The sequence below is a fragment of the Ferruginibacter sp. genome (assembly GCF_031391665.1).
GTDB lineage: Bacteria > Bacteroidota > Bacteroidia > Chitinophagales > Chitinophagaceae > Ferruginibacter.
The window spans coordinates 24097-40372 of the sequence record NZ_JANMUN010000248.1 but is presented as its reverse complement, the minus strand read 5'-3'; the positions used below and the strand labels follow the sequence as shown (position 1 = coordinate 40372).

General features: G+C 36.8%; 14 protein-coding genes. 1 reads left to right on the top strand and 13 read right to left on the bottom strand.

Going from position 1 to position 16276, the window contains the following annotated elements; all coding sequences use genetic code 11:
* Positions 1–175 precede the first annotated feature (175 nt).
* The 13 genes from ftsA to mraZ form a co-directional block, all read right to left on the bottom strand.
* Positions 176–1546 (bottom strand): cell division protein FtsA, encoded by a 1371-nt coding sequence (gene ftsA / locus ACY651_RS18975; protein WP_462255077.1) that lies wholly within the window; start codon positions 1544–1546, stop codon positions 176–178.
* A 128-nt stretch (positions 1547–1674) separates the two neighbouring features.
* Positions 1675–2964 (bottom strand): cell division protein FtsQ/DivIB, encoded by a 1290-nt coding sequence (locus ACY651_RS18970; RefSeq protein ID WP_462255076.1) that lies wholly within the window; start codon positions 2962–2964, stop codon positions 1675–1677.
* A gap of 55 nt (positions 2965–3019) precedes the next feature.
* Positions 3020–4069 (bottom strand): UDP-N-acetylmuramate--L-alanine ligase, encoded by a 1050-nt coding sequence (locus tag ACY651_RS18965; protein ID WP_462255100.1) that lies wholly within the window; start codon positions 4067–4069, stop codon positions 3020–3022.
* A 144-nt stretch (positions 4070–4213) separates the two neighbouring features.
* The gene (locus ACY651_RS18960; RefSeq protein WP_462255075.1) at positions 4214–4435 is read right to left on the bottom strand and encodes a Mur ligase domain-containing protein; all 222 of its coding nucleotides are present in this window, start codon (positions 4433–4435) and stop codon (positions 4214–4216) included.
* Positions 4436–4460: 25 nt separating this feature from the next.
* Positions 4461–5603, bottom strand: coding sequence for an undecaprenyldiphospho-muramoylpentapeptide beta-N-acetylglucosaminyltransferase (gene murG / locus ACY651_RS18955; RefSeq protein ID WP_462255074.1), 1143 nt, complete (start codon positions 5601–5603; stop codon positions 4461–4463).
* 50 nt (positions 5604–5653) lie between these two features.
* Complete coding sequence (locus tag ACY651_RS18950) at positions 5654–6919, bottom strand: FtsW/RodA/SpoVE family cell cycle protein (RefSeq protein ID WP_462255073.1); 1266 nt, start codon at positions 6917–6919, stop codon at positions 5654–5656.
* Between the two features lie 120 nt (positions 6920–7039).
* Complete coding sequence (murD, locus tag ACY651_RS18945) at positions 7040–8380, bottom strand: UDP-N-acetylmuramoyl-L-alanine--D-glutamate ligase (RefSeq protein WP_462255072.1); 1341 nt, start codon at positions 8378–8380, stop codon at positions 7040–7042.
* A gap of 274 nt (positions 8381–8654) precedes the next feature.
* The gene (mraY, locus tag ACY651_RS18940; protein ID WP_462255071.1) at positions 8655–9971 is read right to left on the bottom strand and encodes a phospho-N-acetylmuramoyl-pentapeptide-transferase; all 1317 of its coding nucleotides are present in this window, start codon (positions 9969–9971) and stop codon (positions 8655–8657) included.
* A gap of 87 nt (positions 9972–10058) precedes the next feature.
* On the bottom strand, positions 10059–11522 hold the full coding sequence (locus tag ACY651_RS18935; protein WP_462255070.1) for a UDP-N-acetylmuramoyl-L-alanyl-D-glutamate--2,6-diaminopimelate ligase: 1464 nt from the start codon (positions 11520–11522) through the stop codon (positions 10059–10061).
* Positions 11519–13648: a penicillin-binding protein gene (locus ACY651_RS18930; RefSeq protein WP_462255069.1), complete on the bottom strand. Its 2130-nt coding sequence runs from the start codon at positions 13646–13648 to the stop codon at positions 11519–11521. Before ACY651_RS18930 ends, ACY651_RS18935 begins: the two co-directional genes overlap by 4 nt.
* Before the next feature lie 171 nt (positions 13649–13819).
* The gene (locus ACY651_RS18925; protein WP_462255068.1) at positions 13820–14191 is read right to left on the bottom strand and encodes an FtsL-like putative cell division protein; all 372 of its coding nucleotides are present in this window, start codon (positions 14189–14191) and stop codon (positions 13820–13822) included.
* A 27-nt stretch (positions 14192–14218) separates the two neighbouring features.
* Positions 14219–15169 carry a 16S rRNA (cytosine(1402)-N(4))-methyltransferase RsmH gene (gene rsmH, locus ACY651_RS18920; RefSeq protein ID WP_462255067.1) on the bottom strand — a complete coding sequence of 317 codons (951 nt, stop codon included), beginning with the start codon at positions 15167–15169 and terminating at the stop codon, positions 14219–14221.
* Between the two features lie 25 nt (positions 15170–15194).
* A complete protein-coding gene (gene mraZ, locus ACY651_RS18915) occupies positions 15195–15650 on the bottom strand; it encodes a division/cell wall cluster transcriptional repressor MraZ (protein WP_462255066.1) in 456 nt (151 codons plus the stop codon).
* Between the two features lie 214 nt (positions 15651–15864).
* Between mraZ and ACY651_RS18910 the strand changes: the two genes are divergently transcribed.
* Positions 15865–16275, top strand: coding sequence for a hypothetical protein (locus ACY651_RS18910; protein WP_462255065.1), 411 nt, complete (start codon positions 15865–15867; stop codon positions 16273–16275).
* Position 16276: the final 1 nt, after the last annotated feature.

Below are 16276 nucleotides of genomic sequence, written 5' to 3'. Positions count from 1 at the left end.
TCAAGAATTTTTTTTAAACGGTCATTTAATCTTTAATCATCATTGTTGTGTCACTTCCCGATTTTTATCGGGATACTATTATTTCTTTATTCATCTTTAATTATGATATGCTATCCTATGCATCTTCGAAATAATCTTCTCCATTTCCCTCCCCTCCGGGGGAGGATAGGAGGGGCTACAATTTTGCATCCTCTTCTTCTTTAAATAAATCTATCAATCCAATTTTAAAAGAATCCATAAAGCCTTTTAATGTTTTGCGCTGTTTAACTTTTACAGTTTTAGTTTCTTCCACCACATCAAGTGTTTCGTCAACAGGCTGCTGCTGCAAACTCTCTGGCACTTCTATTTTTCTAAAGCTTTCTTCAAACTGTTTATTTTTATTTTCGTAATCGTTATAGCCTTTTAATATCAAACCAATACAGGTACTGTACATAGGTTTTGCCAGTTCATCAATATGGCCTGCAGCCAAATGTTCGTTAGGGTAACCAATCCGTGCATTCAATCCCGTTACATATTCTGTTAGCTGAATTAAATGTTTTAATTGAGAACCACCACCGGTTAATATTACACCGCCATTCAGCATTCTTGTATCCAGCCCAACCTGTTTTAAATGATACGTAACAAAATCCATTATCTCACTCATACGTGCCTGTATAATTCCTGCTAAATTTTTTACAGAGATTTCTTTTGGCGCCATACCACGTAAACCCGGAATAGTGATGAATGCATTTGATTTTGCTTCGTCGCTTAAGGCACTTCCAAACTGCACTTTCATTTGCTCTGCCTGAGTTTTTAAAACACCTAAACCGGTTTTAATATCGTTGGTAATATTTTCGCCACCGAAAGGGATAACCGCAGTATGTTTTAAAATACCTTCATAAAAAACAGCAAGATCTGTTGTACCACCACCAATATCCACAATGGCAACACCGGCTTCTAAATCCTGGTCGCACATTACGGCAGCTGCAGAAGCCAATGGTTGCAATACCAAATCTTTTGTTTGCAAGCCTGCTTTTTCAACGCTGCGATTAATGTTGCGAATAGCGTTTTTATCACCGGTTATTATATGAAAGTTGGCACCCACTTTTACGCCACTGTATCCAATGGGGTTAGGAATATTTTGAAAATTATCTACCGTAAATTCCTGCGGAATAACATCAATAATTTGATCTCCTGCAGGAATATAAGTACGGTATTGATCTGCAACTAAGCGGTCAATTTCTTCCTGGCGAATTTCTTCTTCAATACTTTGCCTTACAATATCGCCACGTGTTTGCAAACTTTTTATATGATGGCCAGCAATACCTACATACACTTCTCCAATTTCTAAATTGGGGTTACTGTCGTAGCAATTTTTTAATGCCATTTCAATGGCCTTAATAGTTTGATCGATGTTTAACACCATGCCGTGTTGTACACCGTTACTGTTGGCCCTGCCAAAACCAAGTATTTCTAATTTGCCGTATTCGTTTTTACGTCCGGCAATAGCAGCAATTTTTGTGGTGCCGATATCGAGTCCTACAATGATGGGTTGTTCGTGATGCATAGTTGTATGTTTTGTTTGTACCCTATCCCCTAAAAGCAGATAAGAATGTTTGTGTATGTTTATTTAATCTTTTCGAATAAAGTTATCTAATTTTCTTATTTATATTTTATTATAAAATCATTCCCCTTTTAAGGCACAGGAGCATAATCATTTTTATTGGGCATTACCACTTTTGGTTTTGCCGGTACTGGTTTTACAACATTTGGTTTTGCATTAATAACTGGGTTGATGATTGTTTTTTTAACAGGAGTAATAGTATTGCTCTTGTTAACTGGATTGGATTTTACAACTGCAGGTTTTGCAGCTGCTGGTTTTTTAGAAGGAATTGGATTGGATGCTGCAGGTTTTGTAACCGCAGGTTTTACAATGGGTAACGGATTAGTGTTTGCCGGGATTATTACCGGCTGAGTGGTTGTTGGCTGCGGAGGTAAATTATTTATTGGGTTTGATGTTTCGTAATTATCTTCCCTCTGTATTGATTGCTGAATCATACTGCTGTCGGCAGTGTTATTATTATTATCGGGTATAATTGTTTGTACAGAATCTTCTGACTGCCTTGCGGCATTAGCTGCAATAATTTGCATTATTTGTATTGTTCTTATGGAATCGGCTGTTTTTTCTTCTGCACCTTTTATTTTTGCCACCACCTGGTTTTTAAACTGCACATTAATTACACTGTATTTATTCCAGCCGGTTTTTACCATTACATTTTTATAAAACAACTGCAGCTTGTTAAATTTTTCTTCGGCATCAGTTGCATTACCAAATACAATTAGCTGATTACCTATTTTAGGAATCATTTCAAAATTTCTTTCCGGAGTAATATCTATCTGGTCAATCATCGCCATCCTAAATGTATCTTTTTGAATGGCGATACTGATATTTTTTATATCATTTAATAAACTGCTGTCGGCTGCTGACAAAACAATATTATCTGAAGGAAAACCAGTGAACACCGGCAGCCTTGCTGAAAATTTATCGCTCAGTGGTAACATTGTTAATGCAGTATCAATATAAAAAGATGTACTATTTGTTGTAAATACTCTTGCCACCGGTTCTCTCTCCCTCAGGTTTACTTTTAAGATATCATTATTATCAAAGAACAACTCTGCATTTTTTACCCACTTACTTTTTTCAAGTTCTGTTTCAATTTTTCTTAAATCGAAAGAACCTATTGCCTGGCCAATGGGATTTGTTTTACAAACATTTTTTATTGCATTTAAAATATCATCTTCATCAACAAATTTTGGGCCGTTAGTTTTTTCAATACCTGATATTTTTATTTCAACGTCTTTACATTTTTTTAGATCATTTTTTTTAATAGCAGCAACCAGCAGCACAGTTGTACCTGCGCTTACCATTACCCATAATATGGCTAAGAGGATTTTTTTAATGCTGTATCGTTTGTGTTCGCTCATTCCGGGCCCCTCTATCTCCCCTGAAGGGGGAGGAAAAGGAGAAGATTATGTTTTATTAATTACTGTTTGTTAATATTTTTTTTATTGGTTCTACTACTGTATCTATATCTCCTGCTCCTGCAGTTATCAGTAATTCTGTTTTACCATTTTTAATCCATTCTAAAATTTCAGTTTTATGCAACACTTTTTTATTGGTGCTTTTCATTTTATTCAAAATCATTTCGCTGTTCACTCCTTCCATTGGCAATTCTCTTGCCGGGTAAATGGGTAAAAGAATTATTTCATCTGCACTGTCTAAACTTTCTGCAAATCCATCTGCAAAATCTTTGGTACGGCTAAACAGGTGCGGTTGAAAAATAATAGTGCATTTTTTATCGGGGAATAATTTTTTTGCCCCGGTCAATAATGCTTTCAATTCATCAGGATGATGTGCATAGTCATCAATAAAAATTTGCTTTTCATTTTTAACTATATACTCAAACCTCCTTTTTACCCCTTTAAAAGAACTTACTGCAGCTTTTATTTTTTCGTCTTCAATATTTAAATGATGCGCTACTGCAATTGCTGCAATCATATTTTCTATATTGTGCATACCCCCCATGTTCAACTCTACCTCATTTAATTTCCAGCTTATAGCAACAGGATTTTTATATATTACATCAAACTGATAACTGCCGTTATTCATTTTTATATTAGCGCCACAAACATTTGCTTTTACATCATCTAAATGGTACGTTAAATGATGCGATGCTTTTAATGCTGCTGTTCTGCTTAAACCGAATTTGCTCAGCAACAAACCGCCTTCTTTCACCTTTGTACTAAAATCAATAAATGCCTGCTCTACATTTTCTGCTGTACCATAAATATCTAAATGGTCTGCATCCATTGCTGTAATGATGGCAACATCGGGACTTAATTTCAAAAAACTTCTGTCGTACTCATCTGCTTCCACCACACAAACATTTTTTTCACTCGGCCAAAAATTACTGTTATAGTTAACTGCAATGCCCCCAAGAAAAGCATTACAACCATAACCGCTGTGTTGTAAAATATGTGCCGCCATTGCACTGGTTGTTGTTTTACCATGTGTACCTGCTACACAAATATTAAATGAGCTGCCTGTAATTGCACCCAGTACATCGCTGCGTTTTACAACAGCGTAATTATGTGCCAGGTAATAATTTAATTCGGCATGATCTTTTGGAACCGCCGGTGTATAAACTATTAACTGTGCATCTGTATCAATGAACTAAATATTATCTTCGTAATGCACTTTTATTCCTTCTGCTGCTAATTGCTTTGTTAAAGCAGTTTCTGTTTTATCGTAACCGCCTACTATCACATTTTTAGCATTGAAGTATCTTGCCAGTGCACTCATACCAATACCTCCAATACCAATGAAATAAATTCTGCCCCCGCCCCCTGAAGGGGAGTTATTCATCGAGTCTACAATTTCTTTTACATCTTTCATTCTGTTACAATCCCTGCTGGATTTTTTAAATACAATTCAATATTTCTTTAGCAATAATTTCATCTGCATTAGTAATGCCCAGTTTGCTGATGTTAGTAATTAATTCATGTTGTTTATTTTCACTTCTAGATAAACTGACAATTGCTGTTACCAACTTATCTAACGCCTCATTATCTTTTACCATTATGCCAGCATTTATATTAACTAAACTTTGTGCATTTGCAGTTTGATGATCTTCTGCTGCATAAGGATAAGGCACAAAGACAGCAGGTTTTTTTACCACACCCATTTCTGCAATTGCCATAGCACCGCTGCGGCTTATCACTAAATCTGCTGCAGCGTAAGCGTATTCCATTTGTGTAATAAAATCGTTTACCCAAATATTGCTTTTGCCTTCAGCCCTTTCTTTTCCCTTTTCGGCGTAAGTTTTACCCGTTTGCCAAATCAGTTGTAACTCATTTTTTTCAAACTCGCCGATGTGTTTATGTATCGCTTCGTTAATGCTTTTTGCACCCAGGCTGCCGCCAACAGAAAGAATAGTTTTTTTTTGTGGATCTAATCCAAAATAACTGACACCTTCTGCTCTTGTTAAAGTGCTTTGCGATATGGCTGATCTTACCGGGTTACCCGTTTGCATTATTTTATTCCCGGGGAAAAATTTTTCCATTCCATCGCTGGCGGTAAAAATGCGGATGGCATTTTTACCCAGCAGTATATTGCTTTTGCCTGCAAATGAATTACTCTCGTGAATAAAAGTTTTAATTTTTTTTGACTGGGCATAACGCAATACCGGATAACTTGAATATCCGCCAACGCCAATTACCGCATTTGGATGAAACGAATTAAAAATTTGCCGCACCTGGAAAAAACTTTTTACCAGCTTAAATGGTAAGCCAACATTTTTTATCAAAGAACTTCTGTTAAAACCTGCTATATCCAATCCCTTAATTTCAAAACCTGCCTGCGGTACTTTTTCCATTTCCATTTTTCCTTTTGCACCTATAAACAAAAACTCTGTTTGTGGCTGCAATTTTTTTATGGCGTTTGCAATAGCTATTGCCGGAAAAATGTGGCCGCCTGTGCCGCCACCTGCGATGATAACCCTGATGCCCCCTCCGCTCCCTAAAGGGGGTACCGTAGCAGCTTTTTCACTTTTTACTTCATTCATTTATAAAACAGTTCAAGTCTATTTTTTGCATACCCTTCAAATACTCCGCACTAACCTTCGCTAAGATCAGTTCCCCCTTTAGGGAGCGGAGGGGGTTCTAACTGCTCCACATTTCTTGCCACACTTAAAATAATACCGATAGATAAACAGGTAAACAAAAAACTGCTGCCTCCCATACTTACTAACGGTAACGTAACCCCTGTATTGGGGAATGCATTTACTGCCACTCCCATATTTGCTATCGCCTGAATTACCAATGTAAAACTTAATGCCAGCGCCAAAAATGCGCCGAAGGCAAAAGGGCATTTTCGATATAACCTTATACAGCGGTATAAAAACAACAGGTAAATAAATACCATAAATGAGGCGCCAAAAAAACCATACTCCTCAATAATTATTGCATAAATAAAATCGCTGTAAGAGTGTGGTAAAAAATTTCTTGCTTCACTGTTGCCCGGGCCTCTGCCCAACCATCCACCATTGGCAATAGCAATTTTTGCCTGGTTAATCTGGTAGGTTTTTTCTGTTTCATCGTTTTTACTGCTGTACACAAATGTTTGTATGCGGCTAACCCATGTTTTTACACGGCCTGCATCAAAAATTGCAGGTAATTCTTTTGCTTTGCGCTCTGCAGTATCGTATGTAGTTACAGCAAGTGTAAATAAAAAGATTACCGGTATCAAAGCGATTGCTATTGATAACAGCATGTGTTTTGCATTTGCCCTGCCAATAAACATCAGCATAAAACTTGTTGCACCCACCAGCAAAGCTGTAGATAAATTTGCAGGGGCAATAAGAGCACAGATAATTATAACGGGTGTAATGATGGGTAAAAAACCTTTTTTAAAATCTTTAATTACATTTTGTTTGCGGCTAAGCTGAAGGCTTAGATACATGAACAACGCCAGTTTTGCCATATCTGATGTTTGCAAAGTCATGTTAATTACCGGCAATTTTATCCAGCGGCTGCCTTTATTAATTTCTTCGCCAAAAAAAGTTGTGTAAAACATTAATGGTATAGAAATTAAAAATAAAATTTTTGCTACCCTTGCATAAATCGTATAATTAACCCGGTGTGCAAAATATATAATCACCAATCCAATAATTATAAATGCAAACTGTTTAAATAAATAACTTTCGTTGCTCTTACTGTATTTATAAGCCAATGAACCTGTACTGCTGTACACCACTAATAAACTTACTAACGTAAGAATAACCACAATACCCCAAATAACACGGTCGCCTTTGGTTTTGCTAACCAAATTGTTACTGATGTTTGGTGTAAATAATTCTTTTATGTTTATTAAGTTTGCCATGCCCCTATCTCCGCCAGCTGGCGGAGGACTTATTGGTTTTTTATTTTTGCTTTATAATTATTCTTTTCAATTTTTTTTATACAGTTTTATCTTAACAAGGTCAGACGAGACGTCAGACCTTTACAATTCCTTCACCGCTTTTTTAAATTGATTGCCCCTGTCTTCGTAATTTTTAAACAGATCAAAACTTGCACATGCAGGGCTTAATAAAACTACATCGCCTTTTGCAGCAAAATGAAATGCAGCTTCTGTTGCTTCTTTTGCCGAGGTGGTATTTACAATCAGTGGCATAATATCTCCAAATGCCTCATGAATTTTTCTGTTATCAGCACCCATACAAACAATGGCTTTTACTTTTTCCTTAACCAATTCTTTTAATAAAGAATAATCGTTGCCTTTATCTACACCGCCTAAAATTAATACCACCGGTTTTTCCATGCTCTCCAATGCAAACCATGTACTGTTTACATTTGTAGCTTTACTGTCGTTAATAAATTCTACATTTTTTATTGATGCAACAGGTTCCATCCTGTGTTCTAAACTTTCAAAAGTTTGTAACGCTTCTCTTATTTTTTCCTTTCGAATATCAACCGCAGATGCTGCTAAACTTGCAGCCATACTGTTATACTGATTGTGTTTGCCTTTTAAAGCAAAGTCTTCAATACTCATTTGCATTTCTTCGTTCTTCCATTTCAAATGCATTTTTGCGTTCATCAGGTATGCACCCTGTGGCAGTGGTTTACTCATGGTAAATGGGGCTAGTATTGATTTAATGTGATAGTTGCTGATATATTTTTTTGTTGTGGCATCATCCAGAGAATAAATAAAAACATCTCCGGGTTGCTGATTCATTGCAATACGAAATTTGCTGCTGATATAATTTTCTATTTTGTAATCATACCTGTCTAAATGATCTTCGGTGATGTTGGTCAATACTGCAACATCGGGCCTGAAAGTTTTTATATCGTCCAACTGAAAAGAACTTATTTCGGCTACGTATAAAGGTTTAGGATCTACCGCAACCTGTTTTGCAAATGAATAACCAATATTACCCACCATGGCACAATTGCCGCCGGCATGTTTGCAGATGTGATAAATTAATGCAGTGGTAGTTGTTTTTCCGTTGCTGCCTGTTATAGCAATAATTTTACTGTTGCCTTTATAGCGGTAAGCAAATTCTATTTCACTGATGATGGAAATCCCTTTTGTTCTTATCTTCTTTACCAGCTCATTTTTTTCCGGTATGCCCGGACTCTTCATCACTTCATCTGCATTTAAAATTTTTGCTTCTGTGTGGGTTGCTTCTTCAAATTCAATTTTGTTAATGGATAATTCTGTACGGTAATTATCTTTTATTGTTCCGCCATCGCTTACAAAAACATCATAGCCCTGCTTCTTAGCAAGTATAGCTGCGCCAATTCCACTTTCGCCTGCACCCAATATGACTAACCGCTTCATCATTTTACAATGTTGTTTATACATTTCGTTTTAAACGAAATAAAAAAGGTTTTTCAACAGCATAGAATTTACCAAATACTTACCCTGTGCTTTTACATAAATAAAAAAAGGTTCTTCAAAAGCATAGAATTTAACGGGTATAGGGTTCTACTGGTCATACAAAGTTTTTTCACAGATATTGATTGGTCAAAATTGAAAAACATAGAATGTCAACTGCTGACAAATTCCAGGTTGCGGTTTTTCAACAAAGCATTACCCCAGCCGCAAGGGGTTATTATTATCTTAATTTCAATGTTGCTATTGCTACTATCATACTTAATATGGTTACAATCCAAAACCTCACTGCTATTTTACTTTCGTGATAACCTAATTTTTGATAATGATGATGCAACGGGCTCATTAAAAATACCCGCCGCCCCTCGCCATACTTTCGTTTGGTGTATTTAAAATAAGTTACCTGTATCATTACACTTAAATTTTCTACCAAAAACACAAAACAAAAAATAGGTATCAATAATTCTTTACGTACAATAATAGCGAGTGCTGCAATAATTCCACCCAGTGCAAGGCTGCCCGTATCTCCCATAAAAACCTGCGCCGGGTAACTGTTGTACCATAAAAATCCAATACATGCCCCAACAAATGCTGCAATAAAAATGGAGAGTTCGCCAATGTTGGGTATGTACATAATGTTGAGGTACTCTGCAAATTTTATATTACCACTGATGTAAGCAAATATGCCCAGCCCAATACCCATAACCGCACTAACCCCGGTGGCCAAACCATCTAACCCGTCGGTAATATTTGCTCCATTACTCACAGCGGTTACAATAAATATCACAATGATGATGTATAAAATATAGGTAAGCGACTCCCAGCTTTTGGGTAATAATTTTGCATAATTAAATTCATGAGTTTTTACAAACGGTATTGTAGTAATAGGTGTTTTTACAATTGCAAAAATGTGCTTCTTGCCGTCAATTATTGTTGTATGAAAAGAATCTGTTGCTAAATGTTCGCCCCGGTTTAAAACAGAATCTTTTACAAATTGTATGTTTGGATTATAAATTTCTCTTTCCACCACCACGCTTGGCGTAAAATATAAAGTGGCTCCAACAATAATACCCAGCATTACCTGCCCAAAAATTTTAAACCTGCCGGCCAATCCATCACTATCACTTTTTTTATATGTGCCGCCTTTTGCCAGCGCTATTCTTTTTGCTCTTATTTTTAAATAGTCGTCTATAAAACCAATGGCACCCAACCAAACGGTACACAACAACATTAATCGGATATACACTTTTTCTAAATTGGCAAATAATAAAGTAGGTATTAAGATGGCCAAAATAATAATGATACCACCCATTGTTGGCGTGCCTTTTTTTGCCTGCTCACCTGCCAAACCTAAATCTCTAACACTTTCGCCTAATTGCTTTTTTTGTAAGAACCTGATTAATTTTTTTCCATAAACTGTTGTAATGATGAGGCTTAAAACCATGGCAAGCATTACCCGGAAGCTCTGGAACCTGTACAGTTCGCTGCCGGAAAACTTAAAGCCTTCGTTTCTTAACCAATCAAATAAGTGATACAACATAGTTTGTCAACAGACGATGGTCGACCGACCACAGTCATTTTAGTTTATAAATGGTACAAACGGTTGTCAGTCGCCTGTTGTCCGTTGTCATTTTTCCAGCATTTCAAACATTTCATTCAATACCTTCTTATCATCAAAATCGTACTTCACGCCTTTTATATCCTGGTATTTCTCGTGCCCTTTGCCCGCTATTAAAACAATGTCTTCTTTTTGCGCCAGGCTCACTGCTGTTTTTATTGCTTCTCTTCTATCGGCAATAGAAATCACTTTTTTTTTTGCTGCCACGTTAACTCCTGCCTCCATGTCCTTTAAAATTTCCAGTGGATCTTCGCTGCGTGGATTATCCGAAGTAAGAATTACTTTATCGCTGTACTCACAGGCCACTTCTGCCATAACCGGTCTTTTTGTTTTATCTCTGTCGCCACCGCAGCCCACCACAGTTATTACCTGTTCAATTCCTTTGCGTAATTTTTTTATGGTGGCCAGTACATTTAATAATGCATCGGGTGTGTGGGCATAATCAACAATGCCAATTAATTTTTCATTGGCACTAATCATATAATCAAATCTTCCTTCGGCACCATCAAGGCTGCTGAGTATTTGCAGCACTTCATTCTTTTCTTCGCCCAAACAAATTGCTGCGCCATACACCGCTAATAAATTGTATGCATTAAATTCTCCTATCAATCTAAAATGCACTTCTATATCATTGATGGTAAGATGCAAACCGGTTAAACCATTGTCTAAAATCTTTCCTTTAAAATCAGCCATTGTTTTAAGGCTGTAATAATATTTTTTTGCAACAGTGTTTTGCAGCATCACCGCTCCTCTTTTATCATCAGCGTTGCTTATTGCAAATGCTGATGCTGATAAATTATCGAACCACATTTTTTTTACACGGATGTATTCATCAAATGTTTTGTGATAATCCAAATGGTCGTGAGTAATGTTGCTGAACAATGCGCCGACAAATTGCAACCCTGTAATGCGGTGCTGGTGAATAGCATGACTGCTCACTTCCATAAAAACATATTCGCAACCTTCATCCACTATTTGTTTTAATAAGGCATTTAAACTTATGGCATCGGGTGTGGTATGTGTTGCAGGAATAATTTTATCTGCAATTTGATTTTGCACAGTACTTATTAAACCACATTTATAATTTAAGCCGGAAAATAATTTGAATAATAAAGTAGCAATAGTTGTTTTGCCATTAGTACCTGTTACACCAACCAATTTTATTTTTGCAGAAGGTTCGCCATAAAAATTGTGACTTATTAAACCTGCAGCAGCTGCACTGTTCTCCACTTCTATATAAGTAATACTTTCTTTTAAAACTACAGGCAAAACTTCACAAACAATTACTGATGCACCATTTTCTGTTGCTTTATCAATGAATGTATGGCCATCAGCAGCAGTTCCCTTCACGGCAATAAAGCAACTACCCTTGCTGATCTTTCTTGAATCAATCTGCAAACTGGTTACATCAATATTGGTATTGCCCTTTACAGAGCTGATAGCAACTTTATATAGTATGTCCTGTAAAATCAATTTAATACTAACGAAATGGTTTGTCCTTTTTTAAAATTGGTTGCTGCTGCTATTGATTGATTTACCACTCTTCCTCTTCCGGCTGTGGTAACTTTTAATCCTGAGTTTTCTAATAAATACACTGCATCTTTCAATCCCATTCCCACAACGTTGGGGGTTACAGAAGCGGATGATACAGTTGAACTCCACGATGTATTTAAAAAAGAAAAATTGTTTTTCATACTCGATTTTCTAAAATCGCCATTGATTGCAGAATCGCTAAACGGCATTTTTAAAAATCCAAATACTGATACCAGTTCTTTTTTCATTCCAAAAAAATTATATTGAGTGGTATCAGTATTTGCTGGTGCAGTAAATTGTTTGTTACTTAAAAAACGGCCATAAATTCTGTCGCTTATTTCTTTAAACACCGTACCCGACACATCGGCACCATAAACTAATTTAGATTCGTTACTGTTTTGTATTACTACAGCCATTGTATATTTAGGATCGTTTGAAGGAAAATATCCTATAAAAGATGCCTGGTAAATTTTATTGCCTTTGTTGTATCCTTTATTATTTAAAGCAGTTACTGCTGTTCCGGTTTTACCTGCAATGCCATAAGTATTATCCGATAAAATTTTATGCCCGGTGCCATGTACACTATCTACAACAGCCCTTAAACATTCTTTTATTTGCACCAAAGTTTCATCACTGCAAATTTTATCTACGAGCACTTTTGGCTCCATTGTTTTTACATCCACGCCATAATCTCTTACCGAATTCACCAAGTACGGTTTCATCATTTTTCCATTATTGGCAACAGCGTTGTATAACATCAGCATGTGCAATGGTGTTACTAATTCTTCGTAGCCATGCGCCATAAACGGAATGGTAGTGTTGGCCCAACTGCGGTTAGTTGGTTTTTTTATTGTGGTTTTTGCTGAGGCGGCGTCAATGTCAACACCGGTCATAACATCTAACCTAAAACGCTGCAGGTGTGCAATAAATCTAGAGGGCTGGCTGTGATAATACTGATCGGCCATTTTTGCAAATGCCACATTGCTGCTGGTATAAAAAGCTTCTTTAACAGAAATATCATGTGCCCCCATGTGAGAATCTTTAATTCTTAATCCATAAAAAAGTTTTGCACCACCTTCGCAATCAACGGTAGAATTTATAGTTACATGTTTATCTTCCAGCAAACTTATTAATGTAGCCAGTTTAAAAATTGATCCCGGCTCTGTGGCTTTACCAATACCATAATTTAAATCTTCTGCATAACTGCCATCGCTTTGTTTTCCTAAATTAGCAATCGCTTTTATTTTACCGGTTGCAGTTTCCATTACAATAGCAGTGCCATGCAGTGAGTTATTACCCACCATCATTTTCATTAAAGCATTTTCTGCTACGTCCTGCATGTAAGTATCTAAAGTGGTGATGATATCTTTTCCATTTTCCGGTTCCAGCTGTGCACCTTCCACCGGCACGTATGCACCGGCGATATAGCGCATCAATCTTTGCCCCGATGAACCTTTAAGCAAACTGTCGTAACTCCTTTCTAACCCAACATTTTTTGTACTGTCTTCTCTTGATAAACCAATAGTTCTGTTGGCTAATAAAACATAAGGGTTTATTCTTTTGTCCCTTGTATCAAAGATGAAACCGCTTTTGTTTCTGCCCTGTCTTACCAATGGAAAATTCCTTAGCTCCTTATAATCAGCAAATGAAATTTTCTTCTTCAAAATAAAATACCGGTCTTCTTTTTTATAAGCCTGCTGCAATTGTTTTTTATAAGCTGCTGCATTTTTATCTTTAAAAAGATTAGCAAGGCTTATACTCAACGAATCAATATTATCTTTAAATCTTTTACCGTTTTTTTCTCTCAGGCCTTCTGCACCAAAATCAACAAACACATCAAATATGGGCACAGATGTACTCAGCATATTTCCATCTTCGCTGTAAATAGTTCCTCTTTCTGCATCAATGGGTAAATATTTTAAGTGCAAATTTTTTCCCAAATCTTTCCAGTAATTTCCTTCTATGCGCTGAATGTAAAATGCCCTGCCCAGTACCACTGCACCTAAAAGTATCATCCCTATAAAACAGAGATACACCCGCCACAATATGTCTTTTTTTATGTCCATTGGCCCAACCCCACCTATCCTCCCCCGAGGGGAGGGAAATATTAGAGATTATGTTTTATTTTTTTGTTACCAGCATTTGTTTTCTATGGCATCATCGTTGTGTCACTCACTTATACCGCATACCGCTATTGAACTTTAATTATGTTTTATTTTTTCTCTATTTAATCTTCGCTATTTTCCGCCTCCATTTCCCTCCCCTTGGGGGAGGATAGGTGGGGCTGTCAACACCACCGGCGGCGCCACCAATTCTTTTAGCCCCAATGGTTCTACTGCTTTTGCCAGTTCGCTTGCCTTGCTTCTAAAAATCACTTCGCTCTTTACTGTTTTATATTCGTACTCTAATTCTTTGATGTGCTTTTCTGTTACATTTATTTTTCTAACTAACTTATCTGCGTAATGGCCGTTATAGATGTACAATACCGCCAGCACTGACAAAAACAAAAAGAACGGGATATTTTTAACTACCCATTTATAACTCAGCAACCTCCGCCACTCAATTTTTTGAGTAAGTGATGGTTCAGTTATTTTTTTTTCGCCCTGCATTAATTTTTATATTTTTTTTTGAAACTTTTATTTTAATTCGGCCACCCTCAGCTTTGCACTTCTGCTGCGGGGGTTTTGTTTTTGTTCTGCCGCTGCAGCAACAATTGGTTTTTTGGTAATGATGATAAAAGGGCTTTCGGGTTTAATGCCATACACATCATCTGCTTCAGTTTCGGAAAAACTTCCGTAACGAAAAAATGTTTTCACTATCCTGTCTTCCAAAGAATGAAAGGTGATAATTGCTGCTCTTCCGCCGGGCTTTAACAGTGTGGGGGTTTGCTGTAATAATTCTTTTAATGCGCCTAACTCATCGTTGACTTCAATACGCAGTGCCTGAAATACCTGGGCAAAGTATTTTTGAGGGTTTCCTTTTACCGCAGTATGCACAGCATGTTTAAATTCGTTAATGGTACGGACAGGTGCTACTGCTCTTTGCTGTACAATTATTTTAGCAAGCGTTTTCGAATTGGTTACTTCGCCATACTGTTCAAAAATTTTATGCAGCTGTTGTTCTGTAAAATTTTTCAGCACATCGGCAGCAGTAATTTTTTCACGCTGGTCCATTCGCATATCCAGTGCAGCATCAAAGCGAATAGAAAAACCTCTTGCTGCTTCATCAAACTGGTGACTGGATACGCCAAGGTCTGCCAAAATACCATCTACCTTAGTAATTTTCTGCAATCGTAAAAAGCGTTGCAGGTGCCGGAAATTTTGCGGAATAAAAATTATCCGTTCATCGTCAGGCACATTATTTTTTGCATCAGCATCCTGGTCAAAAACATAAAGCCTGCCATTTTTATTTAGCTGTTGCAAAATTGTTCGGCTGTGTCCGCCGCCACCAAATGTGGCATCCACATAAATACCATCCGCTTTAATTTGCAATCCTTCAATGGCTTGGTTTAGCAAAACGGGCGTGTGATAGTTGATTGGTTGATTGGTTGATTGGTTAATTGGTTTTGATTCGTTTTCTTTTTTCATACTCATCAACTAATTAACCATTAAACTAATTAACTACCTTGTTCATCACCTCGTTAGCCAAATCGCTAAAGCTTTGCGGTGTAAAAGTTTCAAAGAACTGTGTATACTTACTTTTATCCCAGATCTCAATTTTGTTTACGGCACTCACCAGCACAATATCTTTTTCCAGGCCTGCATGTTCGCTAAGGTTTTTGGGCAGCAATAATCTGCCTGCCGAATCCAGTTCTAACTGAATGGCGCCGTTTAAAAAATAGCGGCGAAATTCTCTAACTTTAGGATCAAAATCGTTCAGTTTGCTTATTTCAGAAAATATAGGTTCCCAGCTTTGCAATGGGTATAACGTAAGGCATTTTTCAAACCCCCGGTTAAGCACAAACTGGTTGGCACTCTTATGCGTAAGCTGTTTTCTAAAACCAGCCGGCAGCAAAAAGCGACCCTTTAAATCCAATGTAGCTTCATATTCACCGAGGAAACCTATCATTTTCAATTATTTAGCACTGCTTAAACAGAAACTTACACAAAATAACACTTTTTCCCACTTCGCCACCATTTTTTAGATAAAGTTTTTTATCCACATGAATTATAGGCAAACAGGGCTTGGGTTTGAGAGAGCTTTATAAGGATTTAAATGTGCGTTGGGTGTGGATTGATGTGGATAGGTGTTGATAACCCAATTTTAAAATAATATTTTAGTTATGTCAACTACAGGATACTCAGGTACACCACTTTTAAAAAAACTGGGCATCAAACCCGAAATGAAAATTTTGTTGGTAGATGCGCCGGATAATTATTTTGATCTTTTAGAAAATAATATTGCTGCTCAAATAATTACTGGCAATCAAACTCCTGACTTTATTCACTTGTTTGCAAAAAATATTTTAGCTTTTGAAAATGGAATGAAAAAAGTTTTGCAATGCGTTAAAAATAATTCAGCAATTATTATTTGGGTATCGTGGTATAAAAAAAGCGCAGGTATAGCCACTGATATAAATGAAAACTTTATAAGAAATTTTGCTTTACAAAATAATCTAGTTGATATAAAAGTTTGTGCCGTAAGTGATTTGTGGAGTGGATTAAAACTGGTGGTACCTGTTGCAAAGAGATAAA